At 67.6% G+C, this 16,574-nt stretch carries 16 protein-coding genes, 1 other RNA gene and 1 pseudogene; 9 read left to right on the forward strand and 9 right to left on the reverse strand.

From position 1 onward, the window contains the following. The first annotated feature begins 90 nt into the window (after positions 1-90). The 3 genes from ASD65_RS04095 (at position 91) to ASD65_RS04105 (ending at position 2,596) form a co-directional block, all read left to right on the forward strand. The gene (locus tag ASD65_RS04095) at positions 91-588 is read left to right on the forward strand and encodes a cupin domain-containing protein (RefSeq protein WP_082561859.1); all 498 of its coding nucleotides are present in this window, start codon (positions 91-93) and stop codon (positions 586-588) included. Positions 589-747: 159 nt separating this feature from the next. Continuing rightward, the gene (locus tag ASD65_RS04100) at positions 748-1,266 is read left to right on the forward strand and encodes a flavodoxin family protein (protein ID WP_056218885.1); all 519 of its coding nucleotides are present in this window, start codon (positions 748-750) and stop codon (positions 1,264-1,266) included. 289 nt (positions 1,267-1,555) lie between these two features. Next, positions 1,556-2,596, forward strand: coding sequence for a serine hydrolase domain-containing protein (locus ASD65_RS04105; RefSeq protein WP_056218888.1), 1,041 nt, complete (start codon positions 1,556-1,558; stop codon positions 2,594-2,596). 99 nt (positions 2,597-2,695) lie between these two features. On the opposite strand, the gene ssrA is transcribed toward ASD65_RS04105, so the two are convergent. Then, positions 2,696-3,065, reverse strand: a transfer-messenger RNA (tmRNA) gene (gene ssrA / locus ASD65_RS18680). Between the two features lie 152 nt (positions 3,066-3,217). On the opposite strand from ssrA, the gene ASD65_RS04110 reads away from it, so the two are divergent. Beyond that, positions 3,218-3,844, forward strand: coding sequence for a hypothetical protein (locus tag ASD65_RS04110; protein ID WP_056218890.1), 627 nt, complete (start codon positions 3,218-3,220; stop codon positions 3,842-3,844). 1 nt (position 3,845) lies between these two features. Here ASD65_RS04110 and ASD65_RS04115 read toward each other — a convergent pair. Then, a pseudogene (locus tag ASD65_RS04115) lies at positions 3,846-4,061 on the reverse strand (tautomerase family protein); the annotation flags it as partial. A 132-nt stretch (positions 4,062-4,193) separates the two neighbouring features. Between ASD65_RS04115 and ASD65_RS04120 the strand changes: the two are divergent. Continuing rightward, complete coding sequence (locus ASD65_RS04120) at positions 4,194-4,868, forward strand: SIMPL domain-containing protein (RefSeq protein ID WP_056218896.1); 675 nt, start codon at positions 4,194-4,196, stop codon at positions 4,866-4,868. 55 nt (positions 4,869-4,923) lie between these two features. Here ASD65_RS04120 and ASD65_RS04125 read toward each other — a convergent pair whose 3' ends face one another. Continuing rightward, positions 4,924-6,183: a TetR/AcrR family transcriptional regulator gene (locus ASD65_RS04125; protein WP_056218897.1), complete on the reverse strand. Its 1,260-nt coding sequence runs from the start codon at positions 6,181-6,183 to the stop codon at positions 4,924-4,926. Between the two features lie 132 nt (positions 6,184-6,315). Between ASD65_RS04125 and ASD65_RS04130 the strand changes: the two genes are divergently transcribed. Continuing rightward, on the forward strand, positions 6,316-7,191 hold the full coding sequence (locus ASD65_RS04130) for a histidine phosphatase family protein (protein WP_056218900.1): 876 nt from the start codon (positions 6,316-6,318) through the stop codon (positions 7,189-7,191). A 94-nt stretch (positions 7,192-7,285) separates the two neighbouring features. Here the strand turns inward: ASD65_RS04130 and smpB are convergent, their stop codons facing one another. The 4 genes from smpB to prfB form a co-directional block, all read right to left on the reverse strand. Beyond that, a complete protein-coding gene (smpB, locus tag ASD65_RS04135; protein ID WP_056218903.1) occupies positions 7,286-7,762 on the reverse strand; it encodes an SsrA-binding protein SmpB in 477 nt (158 codons plus the stop codon). Between the two features lie 98 nt (positions 7,763-7,860). Continuing rightward, on the reverse strand, positions 7,861-8,775 hold the full coding sequence (gene ftsX, locus ASD65_RS04140; protein WP_056218905.1) for a permease-like cell division protein FtsX: 915 nt from the start codon (positions 8,773-8,775) through the stop codon (positions 7,861-7,863). Beyond that, positions 8,772-9,920: a cell division ATP-binding protein FtsE gene (gene ftsE, locus ASD65_RS04145; protein ID WP_056218909.1), complete on the reverse strand. Its 1,149-nt coding sequence runs from the start codon at positions 9,918-9,920 to the stop codon at positions 8,772-8,774. Before ftsE ends, ftsX begins: the two co-directional genes overlap by 4 nt. 102 nt (positions 9,921-10,022) lie before the next feature. Further along, positions 10,023-11,132: a peptide chain release factor 2 gene (gene prfB, locus ASD65_RS04150; RefSeq protein ID WP_056218912.1), complete on the reverse strand. Its 1,110-nt coding sequence runs from the start codon at positions 11,130-11,132 to the stop codon at positions 10,023-10,025. Between prfB and ASD65_RS04155 the strand changes: the two genes are divergently transcribed. After that, positions 11,131-12,426 (forward strand): MFS transporter, encoded by a 1,296-nt coding sequence (locus tag ASD65_RS04155; RefSeq protein WP_156378776.1) that lies wholly within the window; start codon positions 11,131-11,133, stop codon positions 12,424-12,426. The two genes, prfB and ASD65_RS04155, sit on opposite strands and share 2 nt — an antisense overlap. A 105-nt stretch (positions 12,427-12,531) precedes the next feature. Continuing rightward, positions 12,532-13,839, forward strand: coding sequence for an MFS transporter (locus ASD65_RS04160; RefSeq protein WP_235566597.1), 1,308 nt, complete (start codon positions 12,532-12,534; stop codon positions 13,837-13,839). Between the two features lie 4 nt (positions 13,840-13,843). On the opposite strand, the gene ASD65_RS04165 is transcribed toward ASD65_RS04160, so the two are convergent. Further along, positions 13,844-14,476 (reverse strand): TetR family transcriptional regulator, encoded by a 633-nt coding sequence (locus tag ASD65_RS04165; protein ID WP_056218917.1) that lies wholly within the window; start codon positions 14,474-14,476, stop codon positions 13,844-13,846. A gap of 105 nt (positions 14,477-14,581) precedes the next feature. Here ASD65_RS04165 and ASD65_RS04170 point away from each other — a divergent pair, with 105 nt between their 5' ends. Continuing rightward, complete coding sequence (locus ASD65_RS04170) at positions 14,582-15,367, forward strand: SDR family NAD(P)-dependent oxidoreductase (protein ID WP_056218920.1); 786 nt, start codon at positions 14,582-14,584, stop codon at positions 15,365-15,367. 134 nt (positions 15,368-15,501) lie between these two features. On the opposite strand, the gene ASD65_RS04175 is transcribed toward ASD65_RS04170, so the two are convergent. Next, positions 15,502-16,482, reverse strand: a complete 981-nt coding sequence (locus tag ASD65_RS04175; RefSeq protein ID WP_235566598.1) for a helix-turn-helix domain-containing protein — start codon at positions 16,480-16,482, stop codon at positions 15,502-15,504. Between the last annotated feature and the right edge of the window lie 92 nt (positions 16,483-16,574).

The raw sequence follows: 16,574 nt of genomic DNA on the forward strand, positions 1-16,574 counted from the left end.
CCCTTGCGTGTCCCGAGCGTGGCGATCGCGCTATCGTCCATCTCACAGACCTTGATTCCCGTGCTCCACTCCCTGAAGCGAGACTCGCCGATGTCACACATCCCTCATTCCCTCGCGCGTTCCCTGATCATCGCGATCACCATCGGCGTGGCGCCGGTGGTGTCCGGGTGCAGCGCCGCGGCGCCCGCCGCGGCGCCGACTCCCACGGAGACCTCGTCTCCGGTCCGTGCGGTCGACCTCGCTGAGGGTGATCAGGACGAGCCTGTGCAGGTCGCCGTGGACGGCGGGGTCGAGGGCGTCGGCGTCACCTTCCGCGAGATCACGATCGAGCCGGGAGCATCAACAGGCGAGCACTGCCACTATGGGCAGCTCATTGCAGTCGTCGCGGAGGGCGAGTTGACCCACTACTCCGATACGCATCCGGGCGGTGTCCGTGTTTATCGCGATGGCGATTCGATCATCGAAGGCGCCGGCTATCCCCACGAAGGTCGGAATGAGGGCGATTCCGATGTCGTGCTGTGGGTCACTTATGTGATCCCCGAGGGGAAACCGCTCGCCGAGACCGACCTCGCTTTGTGCGACCGCTGAGGCCCGAGGCGTACCCGGTCGCGGTCGTCGGGGGGGGTGCTGTGCGCCTCCGTCGCGTCGCTGGAGTGATTCGCGAACGCGCGCCACTAGTCGTGCAATGACGGCGGGCATATGGTTGCGACAGGTCCGCTATCGCCGATCGTTCTGAACGAGGAGCCCATGAGCGCACTAGTCGTCTATGAAAGCCTGTGGGGCAACACCGAAAAGGTTGCCCGCGCGATCGCGGATGCACTCGCATCGCACGGCACGGTCGCCGTCTTCGATTCGGATGCTGCGCCGTCGTCGACGGATGCCTACGAACTCCTTGTCGTCGGTGCGCCGACGCATGCGTTCTCGATGTCACGCCCGTCAACGAGAGCAGACGCGGTGAAGTCCCGCTCCGCACCCCACGAACCGGTCAAAGGCGTCCGGGAATGGCTGGCAGACCTTCAGCGGCCAGCCGTGAGAATCCCCGCCCTGGTTTTCGACACTCGAGTCGACCAGCCCCGGCTTCCCGGATCTGCAGCGAAAGCCGCTCGACATGAACTGCACGACCTCGGCTTCGACACCTCCGCGGTCCAGGAGACCTTCAGAGTGCACGGGTACGAAGGCCCGCTCCTTGACGGTGAGATCGAACGCGCCATCGCGTGGGCCTCAGCGAATGCGGCACCTCTAGGCGCGCGTCCAAGCGCCGCATAGCTACAGACGCAACCACGTCACAACCGCGGATCCGCTTGCGCGACTCGGCTGTCGCGTTCGCCGACCCATGTAATGGACGAAGCCTCCACGACATCGACCACCAGCGTCAGTACCTCCCGACTGGTGTGCTCGATTGTGGGGGTGTAGAACATTGCTTGCGCTCTGCGTCTTGCGGGGAGAGGGGAGGAAGACGAGTCATGGAAGGATGCCGCTGGGTCTCGATTCGGTTCTAGGACACGATCTTCAAGAGTTATCGCCCCCGTTTCCGCTCCCCTACGGAGTCGCCACCATGACCATACCCATCACCCCCGAGGCGCTTGACGCCGCTATCGAAGCGGAGTCGTTCACCGGCGTGCTCACCGTCGATGTCGGCGACGAGCGCACGCTCGAGCGCTGCGAAGGGCTCGCGAACCGCGCCCTCGGAGTTCCAAACACCCCGAGCACCCGCATCTCGGCCGCAAGCGGCAACAAGGGCTTCACCGCGCTCGTGATCATGCGGCTCGTCGAGATCGGCAAGCTCGGCCTCAAGGACCTCGTGCGTCCAATCCTCGGCGACGACCTGCCCCTGATCGACGACGCGGTCACGATCGAGCACCTGCTCACCCACACCTCTGGCATCGGCGACTACCTTGACGAGGAAGGCGACGGGGAGATCGACGATTACATCTTCTCGTTGCCGCTGCATGTGCTCGCAGAGACCGAGGCCTTCCTGCCCGCCCTCGACGGGTTCCCGCAGAAGTTCCCGCCCGGAGAGCGATTCTCCTACTGCAACGGCGGGTACGTGGTGCTCGCGCTCGTCGCCGAGCGCGTAAGCGGCCGCGGTTTTCATGAACTGGTCCAGACAGAAGTCTGCGACCGGGCGGGACTCACCAGCTCCGCATTCCTCCGCTCCGATGACCTCCCTGGGGATGCCGCGCTCGGCTACTTGGACGAGGAGGGCAACCGCACTAACGTGCTGCACCTCCCGGTACGGGGCAACGGCGACGGCGGGATGTACTTCACCGCCGACGACTTGCACCGGTTCTGGAACGCATTGCTGGACGGCCGGATCGTCTCGCCTGGCACACTCGCAGAGATGATTCGTCCCCGCTTCGACGTGCCGTCAGAGCACAAGCGGTACGGGATGGGCTTGTGGCTCGGCCGCCGCAACTCGTCGCTGATCCTGGAGGGCTACGACGCCGGCGCATCATTCCGATCCACGCACGTCCCGGAGACGCGCACCACGGTGACCGTCCTCGGCAACAGCTCCGAAGGCGCCTGGCCGGTGATCTACGCGCTCGCGGACGCCATGGACCGAACCGTCGGTGGGAAGTTCGCGGACGAGAGTTAACGGGGGCTTGTTTCGAGCCATCTCGCGAACAACGAACAAAGGCCCCGAAATCCGCGTAGTTACGCGGCTCTCAGGGCCTTGTTCTGTGACAACGGTCGTTGGTGGAGATGGGGGGAATCGAACCCCCGTCCATCGCTGAGTCTCTGCGTCTTCTCCGGGCGCATCCTGTGAAGGCGTTCTACTCGGCTCCGACATTTGCCACAGGCATCTAAGTCGACAAGCCCAGTCTGGGAAGAGTCCCGCGTGACGTCCAAGACGCCGTCACGCAGCAAGTCCCCTAGATGACGCGAGGGTCCGTAGCGGGAACGCCTACGGTCTCACGGATTTCAGGCTCGCTTATGCAGCGAGGGCGAAATCATTGCGATTTGCATCGGCAATTATAGTTTTGCAGAGATCGTTTACGAGATAACCCTGCATCCTCGGCCCGCTTCTCGCAGATTCACAGGCGATGTCGAAACCGATCATCCCCATGGATCCTCCTTGCGAAGGGACCGCTGTCACACTGTGGAGTTGTACTCGGGCGTACCCGAGCATTACAGACTACAACGGATGCCGCGCCACGGCCATTCCACACCGCTGCGGATGCCGGGATCACGGGTAATCCGCAGATAGCCTCGAGGGATGTCGACCAAGCGCCTGTGGGCGATCGCCGGAGCCGTTGCCGTCCTCGTCGCCGTCTTGGTGATCGTCGCGAACGTGTTCGCACCGCAGCCACCCGAAGCGGAGGCCGAGCCCACGCGCACCACCTCGCCCACCGCAACCCCCTCCGCGTCCGCCACCCCGGCTCCGACATACACTCCTCCCGCGGTCGTGGCCGCAACGTGCGAGAACACGTCGACGGCCGCGCTCCGATCGGCCATGGCGTCCAACGGCTGGATCTCGTGGGAGACCCAGGACGCGGAGATCGGCGCACGTCCCTTCGACGAGTTCCCGAACGGCAGCCCCGAGGGCGCGATCGTATGCCGCTGGGGTGCGAGCCCTGACCTCGCGACCGACAACATCATCGACCTGGCGTGGGCCCCCATCGATCCCGAGAACGCGGTCGCCGCCATGCTTAAGCTCGAGGAGCAGAGCTTCATCCGCATCGAGACGCCCGACGGCGTCTACATGGCAGTGAGGAGCGACGCGGGCTGGGCCGACGACGAGGGCTGGGGTACGACGTACTACTTCGGCATCGAAGACGTCCGTTGGGGCATGAGCAAGGCCGAGGTGGACGGCTACATCAAGGCGCCGACCGACGCCGACTGAGTCAGCTCGCGGCGGCCTCGCGGGCTGCCTTCTTGTCGGCGAGCGTCACGCCACCGTTGGCCCAGTGCGTGCCGGGGACCTGGGTGATGACGATGCTGACGGCCTCGGGGTTCGAGCCGATCGCGCGCACGGTGGCGTCGGTGAGCTCGGTGACGAGTGCCCGCAGCTGGTCGTCGGTGCGGCCTTCGGCGATCGCGATCTGGATGTGCGGCATGTCGAGCTCCCGTTCGTCGTCCGGCTCGCTGCGCGCGAACCGCTCACCAGCCTAGGGCGCGGCATCCGCTGACAGACCGCCCACAGTGCCGCCGGAACCCGCACAGCTGTCCTCGCCCGCCCATATGCTCGCCTCATGAGCGAAGTCATCATCACCGTCCGTGGCGAGCACGAGACCCGGATCGCGCCCGAACAGGGCGTTGTGCACCTCACGCTGCGCGTCGAAGGACCCGAGCGCGGCGGAGTCGTCGAGCGCATCGCCGCCCTCGCCGCTCCCCTGCGCGACGATCTCACCGCCCGCGACGCCGCGGGCACCGTCGTCGAATGGTCGAGCCAGCGCGTGTCGATCTGGTCGGACCGCCCGTGGAACGCCGAGGGCAAGCAGCTCTCCCCCGTGCACCACGCCTCTGTCGAGTACCTCGTCACCTTCGACGACTTCACCGTGCTTTCGTGGTGGGTCTCCGAGCTCGCCGACAAGGACGGCGTGCAGATCGCCTGGATCGAGTGGCGCCTCACCCCGGCGACGCGGGCCGACGTCGAACGTGATGTCGCCGCCGAAGCCGTCACTGTCGCCGTCATGCGCGCGACCGCGTACGCCGGCGCGATCGGACTCACCGCGGTCACGCCGCTCGAGATCGCCGATCTCGGGCTCCTCACGCGCAACGAGCCCGCCCCCGGCGGGCCGCAGCCGAAGATGATGCGCGCCGCCTTCGCCATGGCCGACTCCACCGGCGGCGGACCCTCGGTTCAGCTCCAGCCCGAAGACATCACCGTCACCGCGGCCGTCGAGGCACGGTTCGTCGCGCATTGACGATGCGGGAGGCGGATGCCGCGGCATCCGCTCTCCCCACCATGAACGACGCGGGCTATCGCGGTTCGAGCAGGTCGGCGAAATGCGCCCGCAGATGCTGCGCGACGTCGATGGACGGGTCGTACAGCCATTGGATCTGCAGGCCGTCCCACGTCGCCATCAGCCACGCCGCCTCGTGGCGCGGCTCACGGTCGGGTCGGAGCGAGCCTTCGTCCCGCAGGGTGCGGAACAGGGTCGTGAAGTAGCGTCGCCCCACGCGGAAGCGTCGAGCGAAGAAGTCGTGCGCGGGATGCCCGGGGATGGACCCCTCGCACGACAGCACCGCGTACAGCTCGATGAGCCCCGGCGCGCCGCGCCCCGTGTGCTCCGCACTGTCGGCCAGCGCATACAAGCGGTCGACTGCGGCGCCGCGCGGCATCAGGTGCTCCGCGGTCGTCAGACGGTCGCGCCGGTGCAGGACCGCGATCAGGAGCTGGTCCTTCGAGCCGATGTGGTGCAGCAGCGTGGACTTGGAGATGCCGCTGCGCTCCGCGATGTCGCGCAGACTTGTGCCGTGGAAGCCGTCTCGGGCGAACAGTTCGGTGGCGCTCGAGACGATCAGCTCCTTCCGTGCGCTGGCGCCGCCGGACAGGTCGGGCTCTTCGACGATCTCCGCTTCGAGATCGTCAAGCCGCTCCGAAGGCGCGGTGTGCTCGTCCGGATCCAGGGGGATGCTGCGTCCGAGGAGCCACTGCTCCTGCCGGCCGACGTAGGCGACGAGGTCGATCTCGTCCGGCGCGTAGCGCTCCTGCAGCTGCATGCCGTCCCATCCGGCGATCGCGAGTGTGGCGTGCACATGCGGCTCGATGCCCGGACGTACCGATACGGTCGCAAGCTGCTGACTGATGGCGGACCGGACGCGCGCGTAACGTTCGCGCATGTGGGCGTGCGCCGGATGCGTCGCGCTGGTGGCCTCACCCGAGAGCGCGGTGTACAGCTCCAGGTAGCCCGGCGACGCGGCGTTGTGCCGTGCGAGCGAGGCGAACCCGAGCACATCCTGCGGGCCAAGTTCATGGGCGAGCCAGTCGGCGTTGGTCTGATCGAGGCGTTCGACCACCGCCCCGAGCAGTGCGTCCTTCGACGAGTAGTGCCGCAGCAGACCGGGATGGGTCACCCCGGCGCGCGCCGCGATATCGCGTAGCGACACTGCGCCGATGCCGTCGACCGTGAAGGCGTCGATCGCGGCGTCGAGGATCCGTCGGCGCGTGGCAGCCGAGCGCGCCTGCCGTGTCGGCCGCGCGCCGGCGCTGAACTCGGTGATCGATGCGATCGTCACAGCACTCCTTCTCCCTTCGAGGCTAGTCGAGAGATCCCTCATCCCGAGAATGAATTGTTACCAACCGGTTCAGGAATTCCGATAGTCTGCGAAAACCAACTCACGTTCGATTTTCGAAAGGAATCGCAGACAATGTCGTCTTCACGCATTCTCCGCACGGCAATCGCCGGCGTCATCGCCGTCGGCGCTCTCATCTCGGCAACCGGTGTCTCATCGCCCATGGCCGCCCTCGGCTCGCTCAACGGCGACGCCGCCGCATCGTCGGTCGCCCACAAGAACGACAAGAACGACAAGCCCGGCAAGAACGCCACGGTGACCGTCTACCTCACTCGTCATGGTGAGACCTGGCTCAACGCGACCCAGCGCATGCAGGGTTGGTCGGACGCACCCCTCACCGAGGAAGGCACGGTCGTCGCCGAGCACCTCGGAAAGGGCCTCGCGGAAGCCGGAGTGAAGTTCAAATCCGCCTACTCGGCCGACATGCTGCGCCACTTCTCGACCGCCTCGACCGTGCTCGAAGAGCTGGGCTACAAGGGCGAAGCCGTCCGCGACGAGCGACTCCGCGAGATCGCCTTCGGCCGGTTCGAAGGCGCAACCCAGGCCGAGGTGTTTGCTGCCGCAGGGCCGTACGTCGTCGGAGACCCGAGGAACCCCCTGAATCTGTTCGCGGCGATCATCCCCGCCAACGACGCGGCCAACGCGGCTGCCCAGGCGAAGGACCCGAACGCCCCCACGCTCATCGCCGAGTCGTTCGAGCAGGTCGGCGCCCGCAGCATGGCGGCCCTGAACGAGATCGCCGCGGCGCAGGCCAAGAAGGGCGGCGGCAACGTCCTCGTCGTCTCCAGCGGCATCACGATCATGACGGACCTCACCGCCATGGGAGCCGACCTCAGCGGCATCACGACGGGCATCGGCAACGCGTCCGTCAGCAAGCTCGAGTACAAGAACGGCACCTGGACCGTGCTCTCGGTCAACGACCTGAGCTACGTCGAGGCCGGTTCGGACTGATCACGCTCTCGGGTCGCCGCGCACACCGCGGCGGCCCGAGTATCAACGCCAGAGGGACGGATGCTGCGGCATCCGTCCCTCTGAGGCTTCGGCGCTAGTCGCCCATCCGGTTGCGGGAGCGCATGGCACGTTCGGCCTCGCGCTTGTCCTGACGCTCGCGCAGCGTCTGGCGCTTGTCCCACTCGTGCTTGCCCTTGGCGATCGCGATCTCGACCTTCGCGTGGCCGTCCGAGAAGTACAGCTTCAGCGGGATCAGCGTGTAGCCGCCCGCGGAGGTGGCGTGCGAGAGCTTGATGATCTCGTCCTTGTGCAGGAGGAGCTTGCGCACGCGCTTGGTCGAGTGGTTCGTCCAGTGTCCCTGCGAGTACTCGGGGATGTGCACGGCGTCCAGCCAGGCCTCTCCCCCATCGATGAACGCGTACCCGTCCGACAGGTTCGCGCGTCCCTGACGCAGCGACTTGACCTCGGTGCCGGTCAGAACGAGTCCGGCTTCGTAAGTCTTCTCGATGTTGTACTCGTGGCGCGCGCGACGGTTGGTCGCGATGACCTTTTCGCCGCGTTCCCTAGGCATGGTGACTCCTGTACTCGACGTCGTGCGGGTGCACGACAGCCCACCAGCATACAACGAGCGTGGGCACGCCGCGGCTCAGGCTTGCGATCCGCGCCGAATCAGGCGCGCAGCCAGCGCCGGATGGCGAAGCCCGCCGACAAGGCGGCGAGGACGATTCCTATGCCGATCACGACCGGGATGACGAGCCATGCGTCGGACAGGCCGACCCAGGTCGTGACGAAGCCGATGCGTTCGCGCAGGTATCCGTCGACACCGAAGTGGATCCCGGCGACGATCGCGCCGCTGGCCAGCAGCGAGCCGATCAGCGCCGCGAACACGCCCTCCAGGATGAACGGGGTCTGGATGAAGCGGTTGGATGCTCCGACCAGGCGCATGATGCCGATCTCCCGCCTGCGCGCATACGCCGACAATCGGATCGTCGTTGCGATCAGCAGCACCGCCGCGATCAGCATCAGTCCGGCGATGCCGACCGCGACATACGTCGCTACGGTGAGGGCCGAGAAGAGCGGTTCGAGATATTGCAGCTGGTCCTTGACCTGCTCGACCCCGGTCTGCCCCTTGAACGCCTCGATGATGACATCGGACTGGGATTGGTCGATCAGGTTGATGGAGAAGGTCGCGGGGAACTGATCGGCGGTGAGGAACTCGGCGTAGTCCTCGGGCAGCAGCCGGAGCGCTTCGGCGAACGCCGCGTCCTGATCCTGGTAGGTCACGTCGCGGATGAGCGCCGAGAGCGCCGGGCCCTCGAGCTTCTGGCGCACCTCGTCGACCTGCGCTTCGGTCGCGAGGCCCTCGGTGCAGGTGGACGCCCGAGAACCGTCGGTGCACATGTACACGGCGACCTGCGCGCGGTCGACCCAGTAGTCGCGCATGGTGCCGATCTGCATCTGCATCAGCATCGCGGCGCCCACGAAGGTGAGCGAGACGAAGGTGACGAGCACGACCGAGATCACCATCGAGATGTTGCGGCGGAGGCCGGAGAACGCCTCCGAGAGAATCAGTCCGGCCCTCATGAGGTCGGCCCCACTTCGTCGTCGGGGTCGGTCTCGCCGAGCCCCAGTCCGAGCCGGTCGGCCACACCGAGATCCGCGATCTCGACCTCCGGGATGTCGATGATCGCGACGGGCTGCGTCGCGGGGCGCGCGGGTTCGGGCGCGGGCTTGGCGGCGGTCTCGGTCGGCGGTTCGGGCTCCGGGTCCGGGTCGGCCGGTGCCGGCGCGGCCTGCCTCGGCGCGACCTGCTGAGGCGCGACCGGAGCGGCGTAGGCGGGGACGGCGGGTGCAGCATCTGGGGTCGGCTCGTCGTGGACGACGACCTCGACCGCCTCCTCGGCAGCCTCGACCGCGGCCTCCACGGTGTCAGGCTCGACGTAGCCGGCCGCGCTGACCTCGCGCTGCACCTCGAGCACTGCGGTGAGCGCGGCGATCGCCGCCGCCCCCCGCTCGGGCTCGGGCGCGAGGCTCGGCAGGCCGGACGTGTCGCCATAGCCGCCGTGGCGTTCGTCGCGCAGCATCTCGCCGTTGCGCAGCTCGATCACACGGCGCTGCATCTGGTCGACGAAGCCGGCCTCGTGCGTGGCCATGACCACGGTCGTGCCACCGGCGTTGATGCGAGCGAGCAGCTGCATGATGTCGACGGATGTCGCGGGGTCGAGGTTTCCGGTGGGCTCGTCGGCGAGCAGCACCTGGGGCCGGTTCGCCAGCGCGCGGGCGATCGCGACGCGCTGCTGCTCACCACCGGAGAGTTCGTGCGGGAACCGCTTCTCCTTGCCGGCGAGCCCGACCAGCGCCAGGACCTCGGGCACCGCCTGCTTGATGAATCCGCTGGAGGAGCCGATCACCTGGAGCGTGAACGCGACGTTCTGGAAGACCGTCTTGTTGGGCAGCAGCCGGAAGTCCTGGAAGACCGCGCCGATGTGGCGGCGGAAATACGGCACCTTGCGGTTGGGCAGCGTGCGCAGGTCGCGCCCGAGCACGACGACGCGGCCGTCGGTCGGGGTGTCCTCGCGCAGGATGAGCCGCAGACACGACGACTTCCCCGAGCCGGAGGCGCCGACCAGGAAGACGAACTCCCCGCGTTGCACCTCGAAGTCCACATCATTGAGGGCAGGCTTCGCGGTGCCGCGATAGCGCTTCGTGACGTTCTCGAACCTGATCATGGCCTAACGAGCCTAGGCGCGTCAGCGGCGCTGGTCCCGAGCGACACCCGCGGATGCGGCATCCATTCGTCGCGATTTCCGCGAGCGGTCGCGGAGACGTGCTCAGTCGTCGGTGGGACGCTTGCGCCACTTGATGCCGGCGGCGATGAAGCCGTCCAGGTCACCGTCGAACACAGCCGAGGGGTTGTTGACCTCGTAGTCCGTGCGCAGGTCCTTGACCATCTGGTACGGCGCGAGCACGTACGACCGCATCTGGTCGCCCCAGCTGGCGGTGATCACACCGGCGAGGTCCTTCTTGATCGCCGCTTCCTGCTCCTTCTGGAGGATGAGGAGGCGGGACTGCAGCACGCGCATGGCGGCGGCGCGGTTCTGGATCTGCGACTTCTCGTTCTGCATCGACACGACGGTGCCGGTGGGAAGGTGCGTCAGGCGTACCGCGGAGTCGGTCGTGTTGACCGACTGGCCGCCGGGGCCGGAGGAGCGGAAGACGTCGACGCGCAGGTCGTTCTCGGGGATCTCGACCTCGACGGCCTCATCCAACAGCGGGATGACCTCGACCGCGGCGAACGAGGTCTGGCGCTTGCCGGCGGAGTTGAACGGGCTCATCCGCACGAGGCGGTGCGTGCCGGCTTCGACGCTGAGCGTGCCGAAGGCGTATGGGGCGTCGACCTCGAAGGTCGCGGACTTGATGCCCGCTTCTTCGGCGTAGGACGAGTCCATGATCTTGACCGGATACTTGTGCTGCTCGGCCCACCGCAGGTACATGCGCAGCAGCATCTCGGCGAAGTCCGAGGCATCCACTCCACCGGCACCTGCGCGGATGGTGACCACCGCGGGGCGATCGTCGTACTCGCCGTCGAGCAGGGTCTGCACTTCGAGCTGACCGATGATGTCTTCCAGCTCGGCGAGCTCCTTGCGGGCCTCGTCGGCGGAATCCTCGTCGTCCATCTCGTTGGCGAGCTCGACGAGCACATCGAGGTCGTCCAGGCGCCGCTCGATGCTCGTGATGCGCGCCAGCTCGGTCTGACGGTGACTCAGGGCGCTGGTGACCTTCTGCGCCTTCTCCGTGTCGTCCCAGAGGTCGGGCGCCCCGGCCTCCTCGCTGAGGCGGGCGATCTCGGCCGTGAGCGCGTCGACATCGACCACCGCCTTGATGTCGGCGAAGGTCGAGCGGAGGGCCTGTATATCGGCGGAAAGATCGAAGTCGAGCATGACAGTCCAGACTAACGTGGATGAGGTGACCGACCGCGCCTCTTCTGTCCTGTTGCGCTTCGGTCCGATGATCTACGGCCCGACCGTGCTCTTCGCCCTGGGCGAGGGCGCGGTCATTCCGCTGATCCCCATCATCGCGTCGAAGCTCGGCGCTGACATCGCCACCGCTGCCCTGGTGGCGTCAGCGCTCGTCGTCGGGCAACTGTGCGGCAACATCCCCGCGGGCTGGGCCGTGTCGCGGATCGGTGAGCGCCTGACGATGGCTGTGGCGGGCTGCGCATCCCTGCTCGGCGTGATCGGGATGCTCGCTGCTCCCAGCCTCGGCCTCTTCGCGACCGCGGTGTTCCTGATCGGTTTCTGCGCCGCCGCGTTCGGCCTCGCACGCCACTCCTTCATGACGACGCGCGTGCCGCTGGCGTTCCGCGCCCGCGCCCTGTCGGTGCTGGGCGGCACCTTCCGCTTCGGCATGTTCATCGGCCCGTTCATCGCCGCCGCGCTGATCGCGCTGTTCGACGACGAGCATGCTGCGATCTGGTTCTTCGCCGGATGCCTCGTGGCCACGGTGCTGCTCGTGCTCTTCGGTCCCGATCCGGAGCGACAGTTCCCCACCCCCACCGTCGAACGGTTCGAGGACGTCGAGGACACCGGCGAGGCCGTCACCGGGTCGATCCCGACGGCCGAGCGGGCCGGCGTGTTCCGTACGATGTGGCGCCACCGCCGGGTGCTCTCGCGGCTGGGTCTCGCCGCGGCATCCCTTTCCGCCGTCCGCTCCGCGCGATTCCTCGTCCTCCCGCTGTGGGGCGTGTCGATCGGCCTGGACGCCCAGACGATCGCGATCGTCGTGGGCGTGTCCGGCGCAATCGACTTCGCCCTGTTCTACGCCAGCGGCCAGGTGATGGACCGCTTCGGCCGCCTATGGGCTGCTCTCCCGGCGATGCTCCTGATGGGCGCCGCCTTCCTCGCCCTCGCGTTCACGCACGACCTGAGCTCGCCGGAGATGTGGTTCGCGATGTTCGCCGCCGTCCTCGGCGTGGGCAACGGCCTCTCCAGCGGCATCCTGCTCACCATCGGAGCCGACATCGCGCCGCAGGACGACCCCGCGCCGTTCCTCGGGTCATGGCGCACCCTGACCGACTTCGGCGGTGCGGTGACCCCGCTGCTGGTCGCCGGTGTCACCGCTGTGGCCAGCCTCTCGGTCGCCACCGGCATGGTCGGCGTCATCGGGCTGCTCGGCGCCGCCGCCTTCGCCCGCTGGGTACCCATGTTCGTGCCCCGTGTGCGCAACGACAGCTGAACACCTGCGGCGGATGCCGCATCCGTAGAGTGCGCCCGACGCACCGCGGGTGGCGATAGCGTGGGGAGCCGTGATCCACATCGACCGTTGTTCGCAGAGCGCCCCATGAGCCGGGGTCCTTCGCCATCGCTCGATGCCGGAACATCGCAGATGCTGCGGCGCTTCGCCCCGATGATCTACGGTCCGACTCTGCTGTTCGGACTCGGCGAGGGCGCACTGCTCCCCCTCCTCCCGATCATGGCGACCAATCTCGGTGCGGGCGTGTCGGAAGCGGCACTCGTGGCCTCCGCGATCGTGGTGGCACGGCTGATCGGCAACCTCCCCGCCGGGTGGGCCGTGGCCCGCATCGGCGAGCGATACACCATGGCGATTGCGGGTGCGCTCGCCCTCCTCGGCGGCTTGGGGGTCGTCTTCGCGCCGAACATCGGCACGCTGGCGGTCGCGGTGTTCTGCATCGGCCTGTGCGCGTCGGCGTTCGGACTCGCGAGGCATGCGTTCATGACGACACGCGTCCCCCTCTCCTTCCGTGCGCGGGCACTATCGGTGCTCGGCGGATCCTTCCGGCTCGGCTTCTTCGTCGGCCCGTTCATCGCGGCCGCACTGCTCGCGACCAACGCCGGCCAACAGGCGATCCCGTGGTTCTTCGTCGGATGCCTCGTGGTGCTCATCGTCCTCGTCCTCGTGGGTCGAGATCCCGAGGAGGAGCTCGCCCGCGAGGGACTCATGCCGGGCAACGCGGCGCCGCGCGTCGAGGATGACGTCGCCGATGACACCGGCGAATCGGTGACCGGGTCGATCCCGACGGCCGAACGGCAGGGCGTGTTCCGCACGATGTGGGCCTACCGCGGACTGCTGGCGCGGCTGGGCCTCTCGGCCGCGACGCTGTCCGCCATCCGCCAGGCGCGGGTCTACCTCCTGCCTCTGTGGGGCGTGTCGATCGGCATGGACGCCCAGGCCATCGCGCTCACGATCGGCTTGACCGGAGCCCTGGAGTTCGGGCTGTTCTACACATCGGGGCAGATCATGGACCGCTGGGGCCGCCTGTGGGCCGCGCTGCCGTCGATGGTGCTCATGGGCCTCGCCTTCGTGGGCCTCGCGTTCACACACGACCTGGACTCCGCAGTCACGTGGTTCATCGCCGCCGCGGTCGTCGTCGGGATCGGCAACGGCCTCTCCAGCGGCATCCTGATGACCCTCGGTGCCGACGTCGCACCGCCCGCGAATCCCGCGCCGTTCCTCGGTTCGTGGCGCACACTGACGGACGCCGGTGGCGCCTCCGCGCCGTTGCTGGTGGCGGCGGTCACCGCCGTTTCGACCCTGTCGGTCGCGACCGGACTGATCGGCGTGATCGGTCTCGTCGGCGCCGTCGGACTGCTCGTCTACATCCCGCGCTACGTCCCGCGCCAGCGCTGAGGCGCTATCCGTTGCCCAAGCCGGCGGAGAAGCGGCGGAAGTTGTGCACCGCGCGCTCCACGGGCGAACCGGGACCCTTGTCCGGATCATCCGTTTCGGCCCACGCCTCGAACGCGATGCGGATGGAGTCGGTCGCCGCCGCAGCGACGAGACGCGCGGTGAGATCGTCGCCGGATGAACCCGCGAGCTCCAGGATCACACCGCGCAGCTGGTTCTCGGACTCACGATTGACGCGGTACCAGACGTTCATGAGGGCCGGATCGTCGACGCCGGCGCGCAGCAGCCCGCGCATCCAGTGCACGCCGTCCGGGCCACCCGGGTCCTCCCCGTCAGAGGGCGAGAGCGCCGTGGCGATCGCGTGCTCGATGGCGAGGAGCGGATCGACGGAGCGATCGGATGCGGCGAGCAGCGCGCGCCAATGCTCGGCGCCGACAGTCAAAAGCGGGGCGACCGCATCCTCCTTCGTGCGGAAGTAGCGGTAGAACGTGCGCAGCGCGACTCCCCCGGCGGCCGCGATCTCTTCGGCGGTCGTCGCCTCGGGTCCGCGCTCGGTGAACAGACGCGCCGCGGCGCGGGCCAGCTCGAGCTGGGTCGCGGCTTTGCGGCGTGCGGTCAGCGTCGGCGGTTTCTCGTTCACGCTCGGAAGCGTACGCGAACCGTGACGCTCGCCGCCATACTGGCACGTTGTGCCATTAAGGCGTAACGTGTAGAGAACTCTCCCGAGAACTGAAAGGTCACCCGCATGAACCGCTATGAAGGTCGCCGCGCCATCGTCACCGGCGGAGGCTCCGGCATCGGCCAAGCAACCGTGCTCCGCATCCTGTCCGAGGGCGGCGCCGTCGTCGCCGCGGATGTGAGCGAAGCCGGTCTCGCCGACACCGTGAGCAAAGCCGGTGACGCCGCCGACCGTCTCACCACTGTCGTGGTGAACATCGCCGACGAGGCATCGGTGCGCGAAGGCGTCGCCACCGCCGTCGCCGCGCTCGGCGGGCTCGACGTGCTCGTCAACGCCGCCGGCATCCTGCGCTCGTCGCACACGCACGAGACCACACTGGAGCAGTTCCAGCAGGTCATCAATGTCAACCTCGTCGGCGCGTTCCTGATGATCCGCGAGGCCATCCCCGCGCTCCTCGAGGGCACCGACTCGGCTGTCGTCAACTTCAGTTCGACGTCGGCCGCGTTCGCGCACCCGTATATGGCGGCCTACGCGGCCAGCAAGGGCGGGGTGCAGTCGATGACCCACGCACTCGCAGCCGAGTACGCCAAGCAGGGCATTCGCTTCAACTCGGTGCAGCCGGGGTCGATCTCGTCCGGGATGACCGACGGCAGCGGCGAGAGCAAGCAGAGCCAGGGTCCGGGCCTGCCCGCCGACGCCGACTTCAGCCTGTTCATGAAGCTCGCTCCGGCGATCAAGCAGGGCTTCGCCGGCCCCGAGGCCGTCGCCGGGGTCGTCGCCATGCTCGCGAGCGTGGACGGCGCCTTCATCACCGGCACCGAGGTGCGCATCGACGGCGGCACGCACTTCTGATCCCGGCACCACTGTCCGCCCGGCCGCGGTGACCCCTCGCACCCTGGCCGTGCGGTCTACACGAGGTGGCGCGCATCGCTCATCGCTCACGCGGCGATGGCGATGTGCGCCGCCTCGTTCTCAATTCGGGCGGTCTACACCCAGCCGCGCCGCACGGCCTCAGCGCCGAGTTGGATGCGCGTGGTGACGGCAGCCTTCCCCATCAGCTCGGCGACTCTTCGCTGGACGGTCCGCAGAGAGATACGAAGCTGCGCCGCGATCGTGACGTCGGTGAGCCCGAGCAGGAGGAGCTTGAGCAGCTCTCGGTCGACGCCGTCCTGCAAGGCATGATCTTCGGGGAGCAGGCGCGTCGCCGACTTCCAGTACTCCTCGAAGATGGCCGTGACAAGATCGAGCAGCCCGCTGGGGTGCACCAGTAGCGCGCCCGAGGAGCCGGTCTCTCCGTGCGAGCGCATCGGAAGCAGCGCCATGCCATCGTCTGCGACGAACATGCGAGTCGGCAGAGTCGGAAGCACGCGAATCTCTTCGCCGAGCTCGCCCACGCCGCGCGCAACGTCCAGGAAGCCGGGTCTTTCCAGGACACCGCTCTCCACGATCACGCGGTAGCGAACGCCACGTTCGAGCGCACGGTCCTCCTCGACGTTCTCGGCGCCGGACAGAACAGCGATGTCGCTGAGTACCAGCACGCGAACCTCGTGCGTTGCGGCAGCCTGGAGCTGACCGATCCGCTGACGGACGGCATCCGTCCCGAGGATCACATCCACTACATCGGCGGCGTTCCGCTGTTCTGCGGCACCGCGATACAGCTCGGAGAACTCGAGGAGCGCCTCGTGCGCGCGAGTCAGGCCGCGCTCGCGCTCGAGCAGCAGCGGCTTGAGCGCGATCGAGGGTGGCGACGCCACCACTCGATCGGATTGGGACGCCTGCCGTGCGAGCAAACCCAGCTGCTCTAGCTCGTCGATGATGGCCCGGACGCGGGCCACCGGCATCCCGATCTCGACCGCGACTTCGTTAGCGGATGCTGCGGGCACGGCGAGCACGGATCGGTAGACGGAGGTGTGTGCCGCATCGAGACCCAGCGCTTCGAGCACGCGATCCCCCTCGTCAGGAATCATGGCGGATCCCGGCCATGGCATTTCTTCGCCATAACCATACGCCTCAGGCCATGAGAGGTTCTCTGCAATCCCCTTCCCCCAGAGAGGTTCCC

The organism is Microbacterium sp. Root61 (genome assembly GCF_001427525.1).
Classification (GTDB): Bacteria; Actinomycetota; Actinomycetes; order Actinomycetales; family Microbacteriaceae; genus Microbacterium.

Coding starts and splice junctions, on each gene's coding strand:
- ASD65_RS04095 (WP_082561859.1), top strand. CDS start 91: ATGTCACACATCCCTCATTCCCTCGCGCGTTCCCTGATCATCGCGATC.
- ASD65_RS04100 (WP_056218885.1), top strand. CDS start 748: ATGAGCGCACTAGTCGTCTATGAAAGCCTGTGGGGCAACACCGAAAAG.
- ASD65_RS04105 (WP_056218888.1), top strand. CDS start 1,556: ATGACCATACCCATCACCCCCGAGGCGCTTGACGCCGCTATCGAAGCG.
- ASD65_RS04110 (WP_056218890.1), top strand. CDS start 3,218: ATGTCGACCAAGCGCCTGTGGGCGATCGCCGGAGCCGTTGCCGTCCTC.
- ASD65_RS04120 (WP_056218896.1), top strand. CDS start 4,194: ATGAGCGAAGTCATCATCACCGTCCGTGGCGAGCACGAGACCCGGATC.
- ASD65_RS04130 (WP_056218900.1), top strand. CDS start 6,316: ATGTCGTCTTCACGCATTCTCCGCACGGCAATCGCCGGCGTCATCGCC.
- smpB (WP_056218903.1), bottom strand. CDS start 7,762: ATGCCTAGGGAACGCGGCGAAAAGGTCATCGCGACCAACCGTCGCGCG.
- ftsX (WP_056218905.1), bottom strand. CDS start 8,775: ATGAGGGCCGGACTGATTCTCTCGGAGGCGTTCTCCGGCCTCCGCCGC.
- ftsE (WP_056218909.1), bottom strand. CDS start 9,920: ATGATCAGGTTCGAGAACGTCACGAAGCGCTATCGCGGCACCGCGAAG.
- ASD65_RS04155 (WP_156378776.1), top strand. CDS start 11,131: ATGACAGTCCAGACTAACGTGGATGAGGTGACCGACCGCGCCTCTTCT.
- prfB (WP_056218912.1), bottom strand. CDS start 11,132: ATGCTCGACTTCGATCTTTCCGCCGATATACAGGCCCTCCGCTCGACC.
- ASD65_RS04160 (WP_235566597.1), top strand. CDS start 12,532: ATGAGCCGGGGTCCTTCGCCATCGCTCGATGCCGGAACATCGCAGATG.
- ASD65_RS04170 (WP_056218920.1), top strand. CDS start 14,582: ATGAACCGCTATGAAGGTCGCCGCGCCATCGTCACCGGCGGAGGCTCC.
- ASD65_RS04175 (WP_235566598.1), bottom strand. CDS start 16,482: ATGATTCCTGACGAGGGGGATCGCGTGCTCGAAGCGCTGGGTCTCGAT.